The 15,590-nt window shown below is 65.4% G+C and carries 11 protein-coding genes; all 11 read right to left on the bottom strand.

Features of this window, described 5'->3' with window-relative positions; translation table 11 throughout:
- Positions 1-126: 126 nt before the first annotated feature.
- Positions 127-1,281 (bottom strand): ankyrin repeat domain-containing protein, encoded by a 1,155-nt coding sequence (locus LU688_RS01215; protein ID WP_023629709.1) that lies wholly within the window; start codon positions 1,279-1,281, stop codon positions 127-129.
- A complete protein-coding gene (locus tag LU688_RS01220) occupies positions 1,281-5,654 on the bottom strand; it encodes an RHS repeat-associated core domain-containing protein (protein WP_094011585.1) in 4,374 nt (1,457 codons plus the stop codon). The genes LU688_RS01215 and LU688_RS01220 overlap by 1 nt, the downstream gene beginning before the upstream one ends.
- A 9-nt stretch (positions 5,655-5,663) precedes the next feature.
- Complete coding sequence (locus LU688_RS01225) at positions 5,664-6,098, bottom strand: DcrB-related protein (RefSeq protein WP_023632541.1); 435 nt, start codon at positions 6,096-6,098, stop codon at positions 5,664-5,666.
- A 12-nt stretch (positions 6,099-6,110) separates the two neighbouring features.
- Positions 6,111-8,048 carry a type VI secretion system Vgr family protein gene (locus LU688_RS01230; RefSeq protein WP_038707173.1) on the bottom strand — a complete coding sequence of 646 codons (1,938 nt, stop codon included), beginning with the start codon at positions 8,046-8,048 and terminating at the stop codon, positions 6,111-6,113.
- 11 nt (positions 8,049-8,059) lie between these two features.
- Positions 8,060-10,735, bottom strand: a complete 2,676-nt coding sequence (gene tssH / locus LU688_RS01235) for a type VI secretion system ATPase TssH (protein WP_038707174.1) — start codon at positions 10,733-10,735, stop codon at positions 8,060-8,062.
- Positions 10,728-11,777, bottom strand: coding sequence for a type VI secretion system baseplate subunit TssG (gene tssG, locus LU688_RS01240; protein ID WP_038707645.1), 1,050 nt, complete (start codon positions 11,775-11,777; stop codon positions 10,728-10,730). The genes tssH and tssG overlap by 8 nt, the downstream gene beginning before the upstream one ends.
- Complete coding sequence (gene tssF / locus LU688_RS01245) at positions 11,741-13,603, bottom strand: type VI secretion system baseplate subunit TssF (RefSeq protein ID WP_038707175.1); 1,863 nt, start codon at positions 13,601-13,603, stop codon at positions 11,741-11,743. The genes tssG and tssF overlap by 37 nt, the downstream gene beginning before the upstream one ends.
- Positions 13,600-14,115, bottom strand: a complete 516-nt coding sequence (gene tssE / locus LU688_RS01250) for a type VI secretion system baseplate subunit TssE (RefSeq protein ID WP_038707176.1) — start codon at positions 14,113-14,115, stop codon at positions 13,600-13,602. Before tssE ends, tssF begins: the two co-directional genes overlap by 4 nt.
- Entirely contained in the window at positions 14,109-14,519 is a 411-nt protein-coding gene (locus LU688_RS01255; protein WP_038707177.1) for a hypothetical protein, read from the bottom strand. Before LU688_RS01255 ends, tssE begins: the two co-directional genes overlap by 7 nt.
- Positions 14,516-14,950 (bottom strand): type VI secretion system amidase effector protein Tae4, encoded by a 435-nt coding sequence (locus LU688_RS01260; protein ID WP_023632509.1) that lies wholly within the window; start codon positions 14,948-14,950, stop codon positions 14,516-14,518. The genes LU688_RS01255 and LU688_RS01260 overlap by 4 nt, the downstream gene beginning before the upstream one ends.
- Positions 14,951-15,025: 75 nt before the next feature.
- On the bottom strand, positions 15,026-15,514 hold the full coding sequence (locus tag LU688_RS01265) for an Hcp family type VI secretion system effector (protein WP_023632508.1): 489 nt from the start codon (positions 15,512-15,514) through the stop codon (positions 15,026-15,028).
- Positions 15,515-15,590: the final 76 nt, after the last annotated feature.

A 15,590-nucleotide genomic window follows, 5' to 3' on the forward strand; every position in this document is an offset into this window, starting at 1 on the left:
CAAAGGTTGCGCAGGGAAAACCTGGGGTTTCGGTAAAAGACTGTTACTCGACGCGGATGCGCCTGGCGCGGACACCGGCTACCGCGCCGTACCTGCCGGTCCCTCGGCATACAGGTATCCATACCCCTACACAGGGGCTTCAGTCGGCCCCTCCAGCGCCAAGGCCTTCCAGCTCGCCTTGCGTTTACGTTCGATGAGCGCGGCCAGGGCCTTGGCGGTCGGAGCACCCTTGCCGGTGAACTTCACCGGTGCCAGGGTCAGCAGGGTGACCTTGTCACTTTCGGGAATCCGCACGTCATCACCATGCTTGTTCCAGGGCTTGTCCACCGCCAACAGCGCATCCACCGCGCAAGGCCAGCGCAGGTCGGCAAATTGTGGATCGTCACGCTGGAACAGCATGCCCTCGGCCACCGGGCCGTGCTCGAAGGTTGTGGCGGCGAGGCGTGCCAGCATTCGTACTGGAAAACACCAGGCGTCTGGCACCGGCAATCCGGCCTGGGGCAGTGCCCAGTCACCTGGCAGGCAGAGGAACAACTCGGTCATCGGGGCAACCTGGTACAGGCCGCTGGTGAACAACAGCTTGTAGTCAGTCTTGCTATCGATCAGGCTGACATGCAGCGTGCTGCGAGGGTCTTCACTGGGGGGGCAGAACTCGGTGGGCAGGACCCACCCAGCAGTATTGTGCACGAAGGTGACAATGGCCTGTCCGGCGCCTTCGGCATCGGCACCCTCGACATCGTTGATGCTGCGTGCGCCGTGTTCGAGCAGCAGATCGACCGTGCGCTGATGCCCCCATTCACGCGCAGCGTCCAGTGCGCTGTCATTGGCGCGTCGGTGCAGGCGATTGACCTGTGCGCCTCGAGTCAGCAGCAGTGCGACGACCTCGTTGTGGCCCGATTGGGCCGCTGCGTATAGCGGTGGGCAGACGCTGAGTGGCAGGCCATCGACCCAGGCACCGGCATCGAGCAGGCAAACGCAGGTTTCAAGGTGCCCTTCACTGGCTGCCAGTTCGAGTGCACTGGCATGGCCCTCGTCTACATACGGCTGGTTAGGCGCCAGGCCCAGCTCCAGGAGCAGGCCACAGTTCGCAGTCTGTCCGGCCCGGGCGGCCATATGCAGCAGCCCTTCCTCGTCGGCCTCGCCATAGCGGGGCAGCACCAGCAGCTCGGGGTATTTTTGTGCGAACGCACGTAGCCGCTCCAGCTTGCCCTCTTCTACATCGTCATAGAGGCGGTCGAGCTTGGTCTCATGCTTTTCGTAGAGTTGTTGCCAGTCGATCATCAGATGAAAGTTCCCCGTTTGAAGGCCAGTCCCATGCGTTTTAATTCGCGCTCCACCGCTTTCAATCCTTTGGCATCGGCTTTCTGCAGACGCTCGAAGACTTTCTGGGCCGACGCGACAGTGTGGGTTTTGCCGCCATTGCGCGCCCAGGTGAAATTGCGTAAATCGGTGTTCAGGTCGATTTTATGCTTGGCCATGATCGCCTGCGCATTGAGGATGTAGTCACGGTTCTGCTGTTTCCAGTTGCGTGGCGCGTTTTCCCGAACGATGTGGTGCCGGTGCGGGTTTTTCATGTTTTTGGGCGCGCGCCCCATCTTCTTCTTGTCTGCGCTACTCAACCGGCAGACTTCCAGCCCTAGTGGGTCGATCCAGGTGGCGGGTGTCGGGGCGTATTGGTACAAGTTCAGCCCGCCCGCCAGGCCGATCGGATCCGGCTGGGTAAACCGACCCACATCCGGATCGTAGAAGCGGAACAAGTTGTAGTGCAGGCCGGTTTCCCTATCAAGGTACTGGCCCTGGAACCTCAGGTTTTGTTGCTCGACGAGTGCCGGCTCGCGCAGTTCCTGCACCGTATTACCCCAGACCTGATAGCGGGCCTGCCAAACGATGTTGCCAGCTTCATCACTCAGTTGCTCCGCCAGGCCATTGAGGTCGTTGTGGTAGTGATGTATCTGCTGGTACTCGCCCAGGCCGTCGACACGGGCCAGGGGCTCATGGCTGTCGTCTTCATACAGGTAGAGGCAGCGTTGCCCATGGCGACGCTCTTCGAGCAAGCGGTAGCCGTCCCAGTCGAACCGGGTGAGGCCGAGGCACTGCCCCGTATCATCGTATTCGCTCTTGGCGATGCGTCTGCCAAGGGGGTCGTACTGCATGCGCACCACGCGCTCGCGTCCGCTGTGCTGGGAGCGCACTTCGATCAGACGGTGCTCGGCATCGTAACGCAAGCGCTGCACACCGCGCCGCGCGCTACGCTTCTCGATGAGTCGGCCAAAAGCGTCATAGCGGTAACGCTTGTCCTGGTAAGTCAGCACGCGATTGTGGCGGACCCAGCCACCTTGTGGGCCATCGAGCAGGTTGGCTGCCGCATCATAGGTGAAGGTTTCGCCCGGCTGCATACCGGTTGGCTGGCTGGCGATGATGCGTTCACTGGCATCGTGGCGCAGATGCTGTGCGTGCTGCTCGCCAGGGCTCTGCCGTAAGCGCGTTGTGAGGTTGTCCGCCAGGTCGTATTCGAAGTGCTGCTGCAGGGGGGCTGGCAGCTGCCTGGGCATTCCACGCGGTCGACTTCGACGCGAACGCAAGCGGCCGGATCGGTCGTACTCGCTGTGGGTATCGAGGTTGCCCTGGGTGCGCAGGACTTCGCGGTGCAGGCGGTCACGCTCGAAGTCGCAGATCACCTTGCCATCGAGATTCACCTGATGCAGATAGCCACTGCCGTAGTAAAGCTGGTTCAGCTCGCGGCCGTCCGGTAACTGGGTGCGGATGCGATTGCCCAGTTCATCGTAGTGATGGCGTAAAACACCCGATGTACCGTGCTCCTCGATCAGTCGACCCAGGGCATCGTAGGCAAAGCCAAGCTGTTGGCTATCGCCCTGGTTGTCGGTGAAGCGGACCATGAGCAGTTGGTCGAGTGCATCGTATTGGTGCTCGGTACGTCCGTCGTCGGTCACCTTGGCCAGGAGGCGACCACCGGCATCGCGCTCGAAGACGTGGCTGATCGGCGCCATCGGCGTGCCGGGTACCAGTGCCAGTCCCAAGCCATGGGGCGCAGGCATGTAATCAAGGCGCTGCAGACAGTCGAGGCGGTCGTAATGGTAGCGTCGGGCGCTGCCATCTAGATCACGCTGCTCAACCAACCGGTCGGCGGGGTCCCAGGTAAATCGATAGCTTTCGCCGTTCTCGTTGGCCAGGCTGAGCAGACGACCATAAGTGTCGTAGCGGTACGCGACGGTCCGCCCCAGGGGATCAACCTGCCGTTGCAGTCGGCCGCAAACGTCGTAGTGAAACTCATAGCCATGGCCGGTGGGGTCCTCACGTCGCACCAGCAGGCTGGCGGTATTGTACCGGTAGTGCTCGCTGCGACCATCTGGCGTGCGGACCTCCAGCAGTCGTCCCTGTGCATCATGGCGATAGTCGGTGCGTTCCCCTTGTGCGTCGACCACCGTGGCCAGGTAGCCATGGCGGTCATAGACGAGGCGCGTGGTGTAGCCGGAGCAATCGGTAAATGCACTGATCAGGCCCAGGTCGTTCCATTGCAGTTGTCTGGCTTTACCCATGGCGTCGACGATTTCGACCGTGCGTCCGTGTCCGTCATGGCGATAACGGGTTACCAGGCCTAGCGGATCAGTTTCCCGGACACAATTACCACGCTGATCGTAGCCGTATTGCCAGCAGTTGCCGGCGGCGTCGGTCCAGGCGCGGGGTAGTGCCCAGTGCTCCATCCAGTGTGTCGACTCACTGCGACCAAGAGGGTCGATAGTCTGTGCGAGGTTGCCAGACGTGTCGTAGTCGAACGTCCACAGCCCACCGTCCGGGTCGCTGGCGGCCAGCAGTTGGCGCTCGTCGTTCCAGTCGAAGCGCCAGGTCCGGCCAAGGGCATCAGTGTAGGCGGTGACCTGGTATTGGTTGTTCCAAATGCGGATGCTCTGGCGTTGAAGCCCATCGGTGATACGGGTCACACCTGCGGCTACATCGTACTCAAAAAGGTACTCGTCACCCTCGTCGGTCCAGTGCCGAGCCACGCGCCAGCCATCTTCGGTCAGCACCCACTCGTAATGGCAGCGCAGGCCGGTTGGTAGTTGGTGCTCGATCATCCTCTGGCCCTGGTCATAGGCGAAGCGTCGTTTCACCTGGCCCTGGGCGTCTCGCACCTCGGTGAGGTTTCCTCTGTCGTCGTAGTTGTAACTGACCAGTTGTTCGGTGCTGGTATCGGCGAAGCGGCGTTGCACATGGCTGACACGTTGAGGCCATTGCGGGCTGTAGTGCAGTTCCACCTCGACCAGGCCGAAGGTATCCCGCAGGCCGCGCAGGCGCCCGCGGTCGTCATAGTCCAGGTAGACACGATTGTCGTTGCGGTCGCCGATCTGGCTCAAGCGCAATCTGGCTGGGTTGCCGGGCACCTGCTCAAATAGACGATAGCGGCCATCACGATCTTCGATCAGTACCTCACCGTTGAGTGCTCGGCGCACGCTCAGGCCTTCGCCGGTGCTATAAAGCGCATCTCCCAGCGGGAGATGCCCCATGTCGATTGCTCGGGCCTGCTCATCGTTGAAGACCAGGCTTTCACCGCCATCGGCATGGGGTATGACGTCGATATGGACCTCGTAAGGTACGCTCCAGCCGCTGCCGAGCAGTCCTGCCTCACGCTCCCCATGGCTGTTGTAGTAGCGCTGCCAGTCCAGTGGGATCAGTGCCGGCAGCTCGAAATCCAACTCGGCCTCACCATTGAGGATCTTCGCACCAGTAGGCGCATGCACCGGGTTGGGTGAGCCGGCGATGGCCGAAGTGAGGGCACTGGTGACTTGGCTGGTCACCAAGCTGGTGACGCCCCCGATCAACATGCACCCAAACTTGCTGTAAAACTTCCCCCCCCGCCCTCGCAACATCATCAACGCCGTAATAGCCAGGCCGATCCCCGGCGTCTTGCCGCTGCGGATCTCGCGCACCACGATCGGCCCGCCGCCGATGCGCACGTTGTCCGACACCAGCCCGCCATCGACGATCACCGCCTCGCAGGTGCTACGGTCGCCGCTGCGGCAGGCCGGGTGGCCGTTGATCAGCACCTTGCTCGAACCCTCGGCCAGGTACTGCGGCGGCATCGGCGGGTGCTTGGTGCACAGCACCTTGTCGTCGGGAGCTTCCTGGGTGTTGGCCGATGGGCTGGCGACGGTCGGCCGCCACATCTGTGAGAAGAAGCCCTTGGCCATGTCAAGGAAGGTCTCTTCCTGCTCCTCGGCCTGCGCGTCACCGCCCTCGCCACTGGCCGGGGCCGAGGGCGCGGTGACCACGCCGGCCGCGCGCGCGGCGCGCTTGCCGTTGGTCTTGGTGTTGGGCGAGCCACTGGCGATGGTGGCTTGCACGGTCGGCGGGAACAGGGCGTTGCCGATGCCTTCGCATAATCGACTGAGCCCGGTGTCGGCGCCGGTCTTGGCCATGACCACGCCGACCACCAGGCCCACCACCGCGCCAAGCACAAAGCAGCCCAGGCCGCCGGTGACCACGGTAATGCCCAGTGCCGCACCCACCGCAGCGGTGGCCAGGGCGCCGATGGCGACGTTGGCGGCCACTTCCAGCACGCCGCCGATGATGTCGGCCATCACCGAGGTGTGCAGCAGCGCATCGCCTTCGCGGGCGGCCCAGAGTGCGTCGGACATGGTGCGGTGTCAGCCCAGGTTGTCGAAATCGAGGGACTGCTTGAGCGCCGCCCAGTGCGTCGCCTCGGTCTCGCCCAGGGGGGTGGGTTTGACATAGCTCAGGGCGAACATCTTGCGCGTGCCCGGTATCACCAGCGCCAGCTGGTACTGGTAGACCTTTTCCTGGCCCTTGCTGAACTGGCTGCTCAGCTCGATCGCCTCGATCGGCTGCGCCGCGCCCACCTGGGTGGCGCGGGCCGGCTGGAACTGCAGGTCCTTGACCTGTTGCTGCAGGCGCTGCAACTGGCCGTCAAAGTTGCTCTGCAGCGTCTCGCCCTCTTCGAGCAGGCTGCGGCTGACGATCAGCGAGGTGCCCAGGGCTTCGAAGCGCAGGATGTTGATGCTGGTGTCGCGTACCTGCGCATCGGGCAGGGCGAAGCGGAATTCGTTGAGGCGGTAGCTCATGGTTTGGTCTCGTTACTTGCCGGTACCGGGGAAGAGGGCCTTCACCGCACCGTCGATGGCCGTTTTAACGCCCTGGTTGTTCGGGCCGGTCTGCGCGCCGCTGCCCACGTTCAGGTCAAGGGTGCCGCCAGTGTTGATCTCGGCGTCGGCGTTGGCGTGGAAGCTGAACTGCTCGCAGCTGATGTTGATCTGCCCGCTGGCGTTGAGCTCGATCACGCTCTTGCCGCAGACCAGGCGCAGGTTCTCGCCGACTTCGATCAGGTAGCTGGTGCTGACACTGTCGGTCTTGCTCGCGCCGACCAGCAGCATGTCGTCGCGGCGCACGGCGCGGATGCGGTCCTGGCCGATGGTGATGGTCTCGAGCATGCCGACGGTCTGGGTGCGGTTGATGCCCACCGACAGCGTCTCGCTCTGCTCGACCACGGTGTCCATGTTGCGTTCGGCATGCATGTACAACTGCTCGGCGCCCTTCTTGTCTTCCATGCGGATTTCATTGAAGTTGGCCGGGCTGCCGCCCTTGCTCGAACGGCTCTTCATGCCGCTTTGGGTGGCGCCGCCGGGCAGGTCGTAGGGCACGGTCTGTTCGGCGTTGTACACCCGCCCGGTGATGATCGGCCGGTCGGGGTCGCCTTCGAGGAAGCTGACGATCACCTCCTGGCCGATGCGCGGCACCTGGATCGAACCCCAGTTCTTACCGGCCGTGGCCTGGGACACGCGGATCCAGCACGAGCTGTTCTCGTTGGACTGGTCGTGGCGGTCCCAGTGGAAGTGCACCTTGACCCGGCCGTACTGGTCGGTCCAGATCTCCTCGCCAGCCGGGCCGACCACCACGGCGGTCTGCGGCCCCTTGACGATCGGGCGCAGCGAACTGCTCACCGGGCGGTAACTCTGCTGCGCGTCGATGCAGCTCAGGTTGCTCTCGAACTGCGCCGCGCCGCTGCCGCCACCGCTTTCCAGGCGTTCCTGGTGCACGTAGTAGCGGGCGGCGACGATCAGGTACTCGCGGTTCTGGTCCTGGCGGCTGAAGTTGCTCAGGCTGAAAAGATGGCCGCTGCCCAGGCCCCGGGCGTTGCCACGCAGCTCGACGCGCTCGTGCAGGCTTTGCAGCGATTCCAGGCGGGTGCGGGCGTAGTGCTCGCCATCCTGGGTCTGTTCATAGGCACCGGGGTAGTCGTACAGCGGGTAGTCGCCGGCCTGGTGCGGCCGGGGCATCGCCGAACGCACGTCGATGCGCGCGCTGGGGCGCTGGAAGTCGTAGTCGTTGAGCTCCAGCGAGCCCGGCTGGACTTCCTGGGCCAGGTGCCAGTCGTTGATATGGTCGCGCTCGCGGTGCTGGCCGTCCGGCGGGTAGTAGGGCACGGTCTCGTAGCCGGGGGCCTTCTGGTGCGCGCCATAGGCGTCGGCGAGCACCAGCACGTGGCGCTCCTGCTCGTGGCGGAAGAAGTAGTAGATGCCTTCTTCTTCCATCAGGCGGCTGACGAAGTCGAAGCTGGTCTCGCGGTACTGCACGCAGTACTCGCGCTCGCGGTAGTTGCGGCTGAGCAGGTCCTCGAAATCCGAGAAGCCCAGGTCGCGAAACACCTGCTTGATGATCTGCGGCGCGCTCAGGTGCTGGAAGATCCGGCAGTCGCTGGTGCGCGTCAGCAACCACAGCCAGGGGCGCAGGGTGACGCGGTAGCTGGCGAACTGGCCCTGGTCCACCGACTGGCTGCAGCGGGCGACGATGCCGTGGAAGTGCCGCGATGTGCCGACGCTCTGCTGCACGCTCAGGCTCATCGGTTTGCCCAGCAGCTGGTTGAGGTCGATGGCGGGGTCGTCGCTGGTCAGCTGCAGCTCATAGTCGAACAGGCGGCCAAGCTCCTCGCTGCCGCCCATCTCGGCAAGGATCAGCTTGTCCGGCCCCAGGGGGCTGTTGATCTGCGCCAGGCGCGTGAACTGCTTGAACAGCATGGTCGGTCCTGTCAGTCGGCGGCGCCGAAGTCATAGTGCAAGTCGTTGTCGCGACGGCTGATGCTGACGCTGGCCAGCGGCTTGCCTTCGAGCAGGCGCGTGAGGAACTCGCGGCTCATGTCCGGCAGCAGGCCGTTGGTGAGGATGGCGTCGATCATGCGGCCACCGCTTTCGGTCTCGGTGCAGCGCGAGACAATCAGCTCGACCACCTCGTCGTCGTAGGCGAAGCCGACCTTGTGGGTACCTTCCACGCGCTTGCGAATGCGCTCCAGCTGCAGGCGGGTGATGGCCTTGAGCATGGTGTCGCTGAGCGGGTAGTAGGGGATGGTCACCAGGCGGCCGAGCAGCGCCGGCGGGAAGATCTCCAGCAGCGGCTTGCGCAGCGAGGTGGCCACGGCCTCGGGGTCGGGCAGGGCCTGCGGGTCCTTGCAGGTGTTGGCGATCAGCTCGGTGCCGGCGTTGGTGGTGAGCAGGATCAGGGTATTGCGGAAGTCGATCTGGCGGCCTTCGCCGTCTTCCATCACGCCCTTGTCGAATACCTGGAAGAAAATCTCGTGCACGTCGGGGTGGGCTTTTTCCACCTCGTCCAGCAACACCACACTGTACGGGCGGCGGCGCACGGCCTCGGTCAGCACGCCGCCTTCGCCGTAGCCGACGTAGCCGGGTGGCGCGCCCTTGAGGGTCGAGACGGTATGGGCTTCCTGGAATTCGCTCATGTTGATGGTGATCAGGTTCTGTTCACCGCCGTACATGGCCTCGGCCAGGGCCAGGGCGGTCTCGGTCTTGCCCACGCCGGAGGTGCCGGCGAGCATGAACACGCCGATCGGCTTGTTCGGGTTGTCCAGGCCTGCGCGGGAGGTCTGGATGCGCTTGGCGATCATCTTCAGCGCGTGATCCTGACCGATGATGCGCTTGGCCAGGTGCGAGTCGAGGTTGAGCACGGTCTCGATTTCGTTGCGCGCCATGCGCCCCACCGGGATACCGGTCCAGTCGGCGACCACCGAGGCCACTGCCTGGTAGTCCACGGTTGGCAGGATCAGCGGGCTCTCGCCTTGCAGCTGGCTCAGGCGCTGCTGCAGGTCGACGAGTTTTTCGCGCAGCTCATGGCTGCCCTGCACGTCCACTTCCTGATCGACCACGCCGACCTGTTCACGCAGTTGCGCACGGGTGGCCAGCAGCTCGTCGACCATGGCTTTCTCCTCGGCCCAACGGCTTTCCAGGGCGGCCAGGCGCTCGCGCTCCTCGGCCAGCAGGCTGTCGGCCTGGGCCTGACGTTGCCCGGTGTTGACACCGATGGCGGCTTCGCGGGCGATGATCTGCAGCTCGACTTCCAGCGCCTCGATGCGCCGACGGCTGTCGTCCACCTCGGCCGGCACTGCGTGCAGGCTGATGGCCACGCGGGCGCAGGCGGTGTCGAGCAGGCTCACCGACTTGTCGGGCAGCTGGCGCGCCGGAATGTAGCGGTGCGACAGCTTCACGGCGGCTTCCAGCGCTTCGTCGAGGATCTGTACCTGGTGGTGCTTCTCCATGGTCGAGGCCACGCCGCGCATCATCAGCAGCGCCTTGGCTTCGCTCGGCTCGTCCACCTGGACGACCTGGAAGCGCCGGGTCAGCGCCGGGTCCTTCTCGATATGCTTCTTGTACTCGGCCCAGGTGGTCGCCGCCACGGTGCGCAGGCTGCCACGAGCAAGGGCCGGCTTGAGCAGGTTGGCGGCATCGCCCGTGCCGGCCGCGCCGCCAGCGCCGACCAGTGTGTGGGCTTCGTCGATGAACAGGATGATCGGCTTGGGCGAAGCCTGCACGTCTTCGATGACCTGGCGCAGGCGCTGCTCGAACTCGCCCTTCATGCTGGCGCCGGCCTGCAGCAGGCCGACATCCAGGCTGCGCAGTTCGACGTCTTTCAAGGCCGGCGGCACATCGCCGGCGACGATGCGCAGGGCGAAGCCTTCGACCACGGCGGTCTTGCCGACGCCGGCCTCGCCGGTGAGGATCGGGTTGTTCTGGCGGCGGCGCATGAGGATGTCCACCAGTTGGCGAATTTCCTCATCACGGCCGACGATGGGGTCGAGCTTGCCGCTGCGCGCCTGTTCGGTGAGGTCGACGGTGAAGCGCTTGAGTGCCTCCTGCTTGCCCATCGCCGCTGGCGCCACCGCGCCGCTGGCTTCGCCCGGGGCGGCAGCGCTGAAGCCGTCGCTGGCAGCCAGGTTGTTTTCCGGCGAGTCGCCGACGTACTCGTCGAAGCGCTCGCTCAGGGCCTCGACCTTCAGCTTGGCGAATTCGCTGGACAGCCCCAGCAGGGCGTTGCGCAGGCTCGGGGTCTTGAGGATGCCGACCAGCAGGTAGCCGGTGCGCACCTGGCTTTCGCCGAACATCAGGCTGCCGTACACCCAGCCGCGCTCGACGGCTTCCTCGACCTGGGAGGACAGGTCGGTGATCGACGTCGAACCCCGCGGCAGGCGGTCCAGGGCGTCGGTCAGGTCGCGGGCCAGGCGCGCCGGCTCGACGTTGAACTGGCGGATGATGCGGTGCAGGTCGCTGTCCTGCAGCTGCAGCAGCTGGTGCAGCCAGTGCGCCAATTCGACATAGGGGTTGCCCCGCAGCTTGCAGAACACCGTGGCGGCCTCGATGGCCTTGTAGGCGACACTGTTGAGTTTGCCGAACAGCGCGGCGCGGCTGATTTCACCCATGGTCCTGACTCCTTGTTGGCGGGGCGTTGACCGGCCGCTCGGCGTAGTACCGGGCAAGCTTCAGGTCGTTGGCATCGTGCGACGGCCGGCCGAGCCAGGTATCGAACCCCAGGCGTTGGCCGGCATTGAGTTGCAGCGCGGGCACCTGGCCCTGCGCGAGAATGAGGTTGAGGTCCCAGTCCAGTTCCTGGCCCAGGTACTCGGCGACCCACGCGGCCAGCTCGACGAACGCCTGCCCGCCGGGGAGCAGGGCGTGGTACTGGTCGAGGGTCAGCGGGCCCAGGCACAGGCGGAACTTGTGCTGGCGGTCCCAGACGTAGCGGCCCAGGCACAGGTCGACACCCAGGCGGTTGGCGCGCACGCCGAGCTGGCTGCGTTCAGGCAGCTCCAGCCACTGGCCGACGTATTCCTCGAGCTTCACCGGCACGCCGAAGTAGCTGGCCAGGATGCTGCACAGGCCATCCGGGTAGCGGGTCTGCGCCGCCAGGTGGCCGGACCAGTGCAGCTTGGCGGTATCGGCCAGCGGCCCCTGGCCTTGCAGCTCCGGTTGACCGCGGCCGCTGAGGGCGGCCAGGCGCGCGGCCCAGTAATCGTCGCCCGGGCGGTCATGGCTGACGGTCGGCCGGGCCTCGGCCCAGGCGCGATAGAACAGGCTCAGCAGGCGGTGGTGGAAGACATCGAGGAAGCGCTTGCTGGTCGGGTCGGCGTGGTTGCGCTGGCGCTCGCGCATGTACTCGGTCAGGTGCAGCGGCAGCGGGCCGTTGGGGCCGCCGAGGCCGAAGAAGAACTGCTCCAGGCGCGCTGGCTGGTCGTCGTTGGCCGTGACCGAGGCCAGCGTCGCCGGGGCGAAGCCGCAGTCCAGGCGCTGGCCCAGGCGCACCGGTTCGTCGGCCAGGCGCAGCGAGTGGCCGAAGCGGGGCAGCTCGGGGTTCTCCGCCTCGAGGCGACGCAGCGCCTGGAAGAAATCGTATTCCCAGGGCTCGGCCTGCATGGCCTGTAGCGTGTTCACAGGTTCGGCCTGCGCCCGGGCTTGGCTTTCCAGCGCATGATCTCGCCTCTTTCGCTGGTGCGCAGCACGGTTTCGGTGAAGCTGTTGATCGACACATAGCGGGTCAGGAAGCGCTCGAACACCGCGCCCAGCAGGAACACACCGGTGCCGCGGAAGGCGTTCTCGTCGAACGTCAGGGTGATCTCCAGGCCACGGCCGAAGACGATCGGCCCGGGCATCGGCAGGCGCCGCGTGCAGGGTTTGCAGTTGACTTCGCGCAGGCCGTCGATCTGCAGCTGCAGGGCGCTGTCCTGCTGGTCGCCGTACAGGCGCAGCAGCTCGCGCAGGGCGGCGGCGCCCTGGCCTTGCTCGGCCAGTGACAGGTAGTTCAGCGACAACTGGCTGATCAGGCGCCAGGCCCGGTTGTCGTGGGCGTGGCTGGCCTTCGGTCGGCTGGGGCCGGCCAGGCAGCGCACGGCGGATACCGGTGCGCTGTCGGCCAGGCTGAAGTCGCTGCGCCCGTCGCCGACATTCATGAACAGCGGCAGGTCGCGGTTGCTGCACAGCGCGCTGATGCCCAGCTGGCGCAGGTCATGGCGGTACGGCGCCTGGTTGCCATCGACCAGGCTGACGAAGGTCTCGCTGCCCATGTAGCTGGAGCGCGTACCGTTGCGCCGCTGCTCGCTGGAGAGCACGCGCGGTTCGCGGCGCACCAGGTAGTACGCCTGGTCACGGCCATAGCGCGACGGGTCGCGCACCGCGTAGAACGGCAGGAATTCCTGGTCCGGCCCGGTACCGTGGCCGGTGACCCGCTGCAGTGAGTGGATCTCGAAATCGGTGGGCCGGGTACGGTCGGCGATCACATGGTGCTCGTGGACCCGGTCGGTCAGGTGGATGCGATCCACCCGGCGCGGGAACAGGTTGATCGCCGGGGTGCAGAACGGCACGAACTGGGCGGGGCCCACGCTGCTTTCCAGCGCGGCGTCGATACGGTCGAACAGCACCAGCAGCTCCAGCTCCTGGCCGTCGCAGCGCTTGACCGCGCGTTCCAGCCCGGCGAAGTCGACGAACAGATAGCGCTGGGGCAGGGCGAAATACTCCTGCAACAGGCGATAGCCCTGGAAGGCCTGCGGCACCACCGGCAACGCTGCTTCGCGGTCATCGAAGCCACAGGGCAGCAAGGCGTCCTCGACGGGGATGCGTTCGACCCAGTCGGCGCCCGGCTGGCGCACGAACACCGCGCAGGCGCTGCCCAGCAGTTGTTCGTACAGGCGGAACGGGGTTTCGTCGGCACCGTTGAGGTACAGCGGCAAGTGCGTCAGCGGCAGGCTGGAGAACGGAATCTCGGCGCCGCTGCGCAGGGTCAGGCGCAGTCCGGCGCGGGCTTTCGGTTCGCTGGCGGCCAGGCGCCCGAGCACAGCCCCGGGGTTGCCGAAGTACTCGGCCCGGGCAACCTGCAACGGCCACAGGGTGACGTCCTGGGTGCTGCGAAATTCGCAGGGCGTCTGCGAATTGCGCCCAAGATTGGCGCGCAGGACGCTGTCACGGGGTAGCTGGAATCCGGCGGCCAGCGAGCCTTCGTCGGGATCGGTCTGCAGTTGCACCACGGTCATCGATGGCGTCGGCGCCAGGTAGTGCGGGTAGGCGATTTCCAGCAGGTTGTGGGTGAAGGTCGGGTATTCGGCGTCGAGCTTGAGCTGCACCCGCGCGGTGAGGTAGGCGAAACCTTCGAGCAGGCGCTCGACGTAAGGGTCGGCGCACTCGATCCCGGACAGCGTCAGGCGCCCGGCGATCTTCGGGTATTCCTTGGCGAACTCCGCGGCACCCTCGCGGATGTGCTGCAGTTCCTGGTTGTACAGTTCGAGCAGGCGCGGGTTCATGCGCGCCTCCGGCGGTCGGCGGGGGCCACACGCACGTGCCCGGATTCCAGGTCGACGTCGGTCTGGAGCAGCAGCGGCAGGGCTGCAGGCTGGGCCCACAGGTCGCCTTCGATCTCGAAGCTCAGGGCGTTGGCGTTCATCTCGCCGGGTGCGGCCTGGGCGCGTACCTTCAGGGTATGGGCGAGGATGCGCGGCTCGTAGGTGGCGATGGCCTGGTGGATGATGCGTTCGAGCGCGTTGAGGTCGATGTTCGACGCGCTGTTGCCGGCCAATGCCGGCAACCCGTAGTTGATTACCGAGGCGCCGGCCGGGGAGTTCAGCGTGGCGCCGGTGTCGAGCAGCGACGTGGTGTTGAGCAGCCAGGCCAGGTCGCGCAGTACCGAGGCCTTGAGCTGCTGCAGGCTGAGCACGCGCTTGTCGGGGGCTTCCTGTGGGTTGCCCGGGTCATCGTCGGTCAGGCGATCCAGCAGCGAAGGCTGCAGGCGGTCGCGGGTGGCGATTTCGGCTACCACTGGAACATCCCTGTGAACATTTTCTGGTCTTCGAAACCGGTGTCGCACGAGGCGCTCGGCGCCGGCGTTGAGGCTTCCAGGCCGGCCTGGGTCAGGCGCACGGCGCGCGAGGTCTTCAGGCATTCGCCCTTGAGCGTCGGGTGTGGCTGCACATGGGTCACCAGCACGATTGGCGTGCCATTGAACTGCTCGACCCGGGCCTTGCCGGCGCGGTCCGGGCTCAGGCCGCAGGGCCATTGCATGTCCAGCGCCAGGCGCTGTTCGCCGCGATCGAGCACACACTGGCCGGCATTCTCGCTCAGCGTCACGGTCTGCCCGCCCAGGTTGGCCTGGTTCAGCAGTTCGGCGTCGGCGCAAGCGCTCAAGGCCAACAGCAGGGCGCCGGCCAGGGCAGCGCGGGTCATGTGAGCTCCCAGAACCAGACTTGCTTCGACTGGTAGTTGTGGTCGGAGAAACCTTTGGTCAGGCCGCGGTTCCACAGGTCGATATGGTCGCCCGTGCGGTTCTCCTGGCTCTGCCCGGTGCGGGCGAAGCAGTCTCTGTAGAAGATGATCCCGGTCTTGGCCTTGAGCGCTTCGCGGGCCTGGGCGGTACCGGCAATCTTCAGCGGGTAGAACAATCGTGTCTCCAGCCAGTTGGCCAGGGATTCGGCGCCACGGGCATGCTCGTGGGCGCACTTGGGTTCGGTATAGGTCGATTTGTTGACCTTGAGGCTCATCTCGCCGTTGAGCGCGATGCTCATGCGGATGGCGCACTGGTTGTCCCACGGGCCGTCGCAGGGCGAGGACACGCTCGGGTAGGCATTCCACAGGTTGATGAAAGAAGGCTTGGCCATTATGTTCACCGTGAGCGGGTGACGCGTGGGGAGGTGCGCCCGCGCCGCGCCCAGGCGCGGCACGGGCGCGGTCGATCAGATCTTGACGTTCGAGCGGATGTTCCAGCCGTACTTGATCGGGCCGCCTTCCTTGGTGCCGTCGGCTTTCTGCGGCTGGTAGTCGACGGTGACCTTGGCGAAGTTCAGGGTCACGTTCTCGGTCAGGCGGTCGTCGCTGCCCGAACCGCCGGTGCTCAGCGAGCTGATGATCACCTCTTCGAGGTTGATGATCAGGTACTCGACCTGGCTTTCACCGCCGGCCTTGCGCACCGTCAGCTTGACCTTGTCGATGTGCTTGCCGCTGGAGCAGTGAGCCATCAGGTTGGGGCTGGACTTGTCGATGTACTTGGTGATCGACAGGTCCTGGATGTTGACCTTGCCCGAACCGCCGCCGCTGCCCAGGTGCATGTTGCCGGACTGGGACATGCCCCAGCTCCAGTTGAGCACGTCGATTTCGTCCTTGTGGGCCTTGTCGTGGGACTCGCCCTTGATGTCGCCGATCTTGATGAAAATATCTACAGCCATGATGTCCTCGGGATTTCGCGTCGGTTAGCGGTGGTATTGGCTGATCGCGGGGCCCGCCCCCTCTGTGGGCGCGGGC

This window comes from Pseudomonas soli, from assembly GCF_021283165.2.
Lineage (GTDB): Bacteria > Pseudomonadota > Gammaproteobacteria > Pseudomonadales > Pseudomonadaceae > Aquipseudomonas > Aquipseudomonas soli.

What these genes read in the sequence shown, in the direction of transcription:
- LU688_RS01265 (WP_023632508.1), bottom strand. Translation starts at nt 15,514, where the DNA reads ATGGCTGTAGATATTTTCATCAAGATCGGCGACATCAAGGGCGAGTCC.
- LU688_RS01225 (WP_023632541.1), bottom strand. Translation starts at nt 6,098, where the DNA reads ATGAGCTACCGCCTCAACGAATTCCGCTTCGCCCTGCCCGATGCGCAG.
- LU688_RS01220 (WP_094011585.1), bottom strand. Translation starts at nt 5,654, where the DNA reads ATGTCCGACGCACTCTGGGCCGCCCGCGAAGGCGATGCGCTGCTGCAC.
- LU688_RS01260 (WP_023632509.1), bottom strand. Translation starts at nt 14,950, where the DNA reads ATGGCCAAGCCTTCTTTCATCAACCTGTGGAATGCCTACCCGAGCGTG.
- LU688_RS01215 (WP_023629709.1), bottom strand. Translation starts at nt 1,281, where the DNA reads ATGATCGACTGGCAACAACTCTACGAAAAGCATGAGACCAAGCTCGAC.
- LU688_RS01255 (WP_038707177.1), bottom strand. Translation starts at nt 14,519, where the DNA reads ATGACCCGCGCTGCCCTGGCCGGCGCCCTGCTGTTGGCCTTGAGCGCT.
- tssF (WP_038707175.1), bottom strand. Translation starts at nt 13,603, where the DNA reads ATGAACCCGCGCCTGCTCGAACTGTACAACCAGGAACTGCAGCACATC.
- tssH (WP_038707174.1), bottom strand. Translation starts at nt 10,735, where the DNA reads ATGGGTGAAATCAGCCGCGCCGCGCTGTTCGGCAAACTCAACAGTGTC.
- LU688_RS01230 (WP_038707173.1), bottom strand. Translation starts at nt 8,048, where the DNA reads ATGCTGTTCAAGCAGTTCACGCGCCTGGCGCAGATCAACAGCCCCCTG.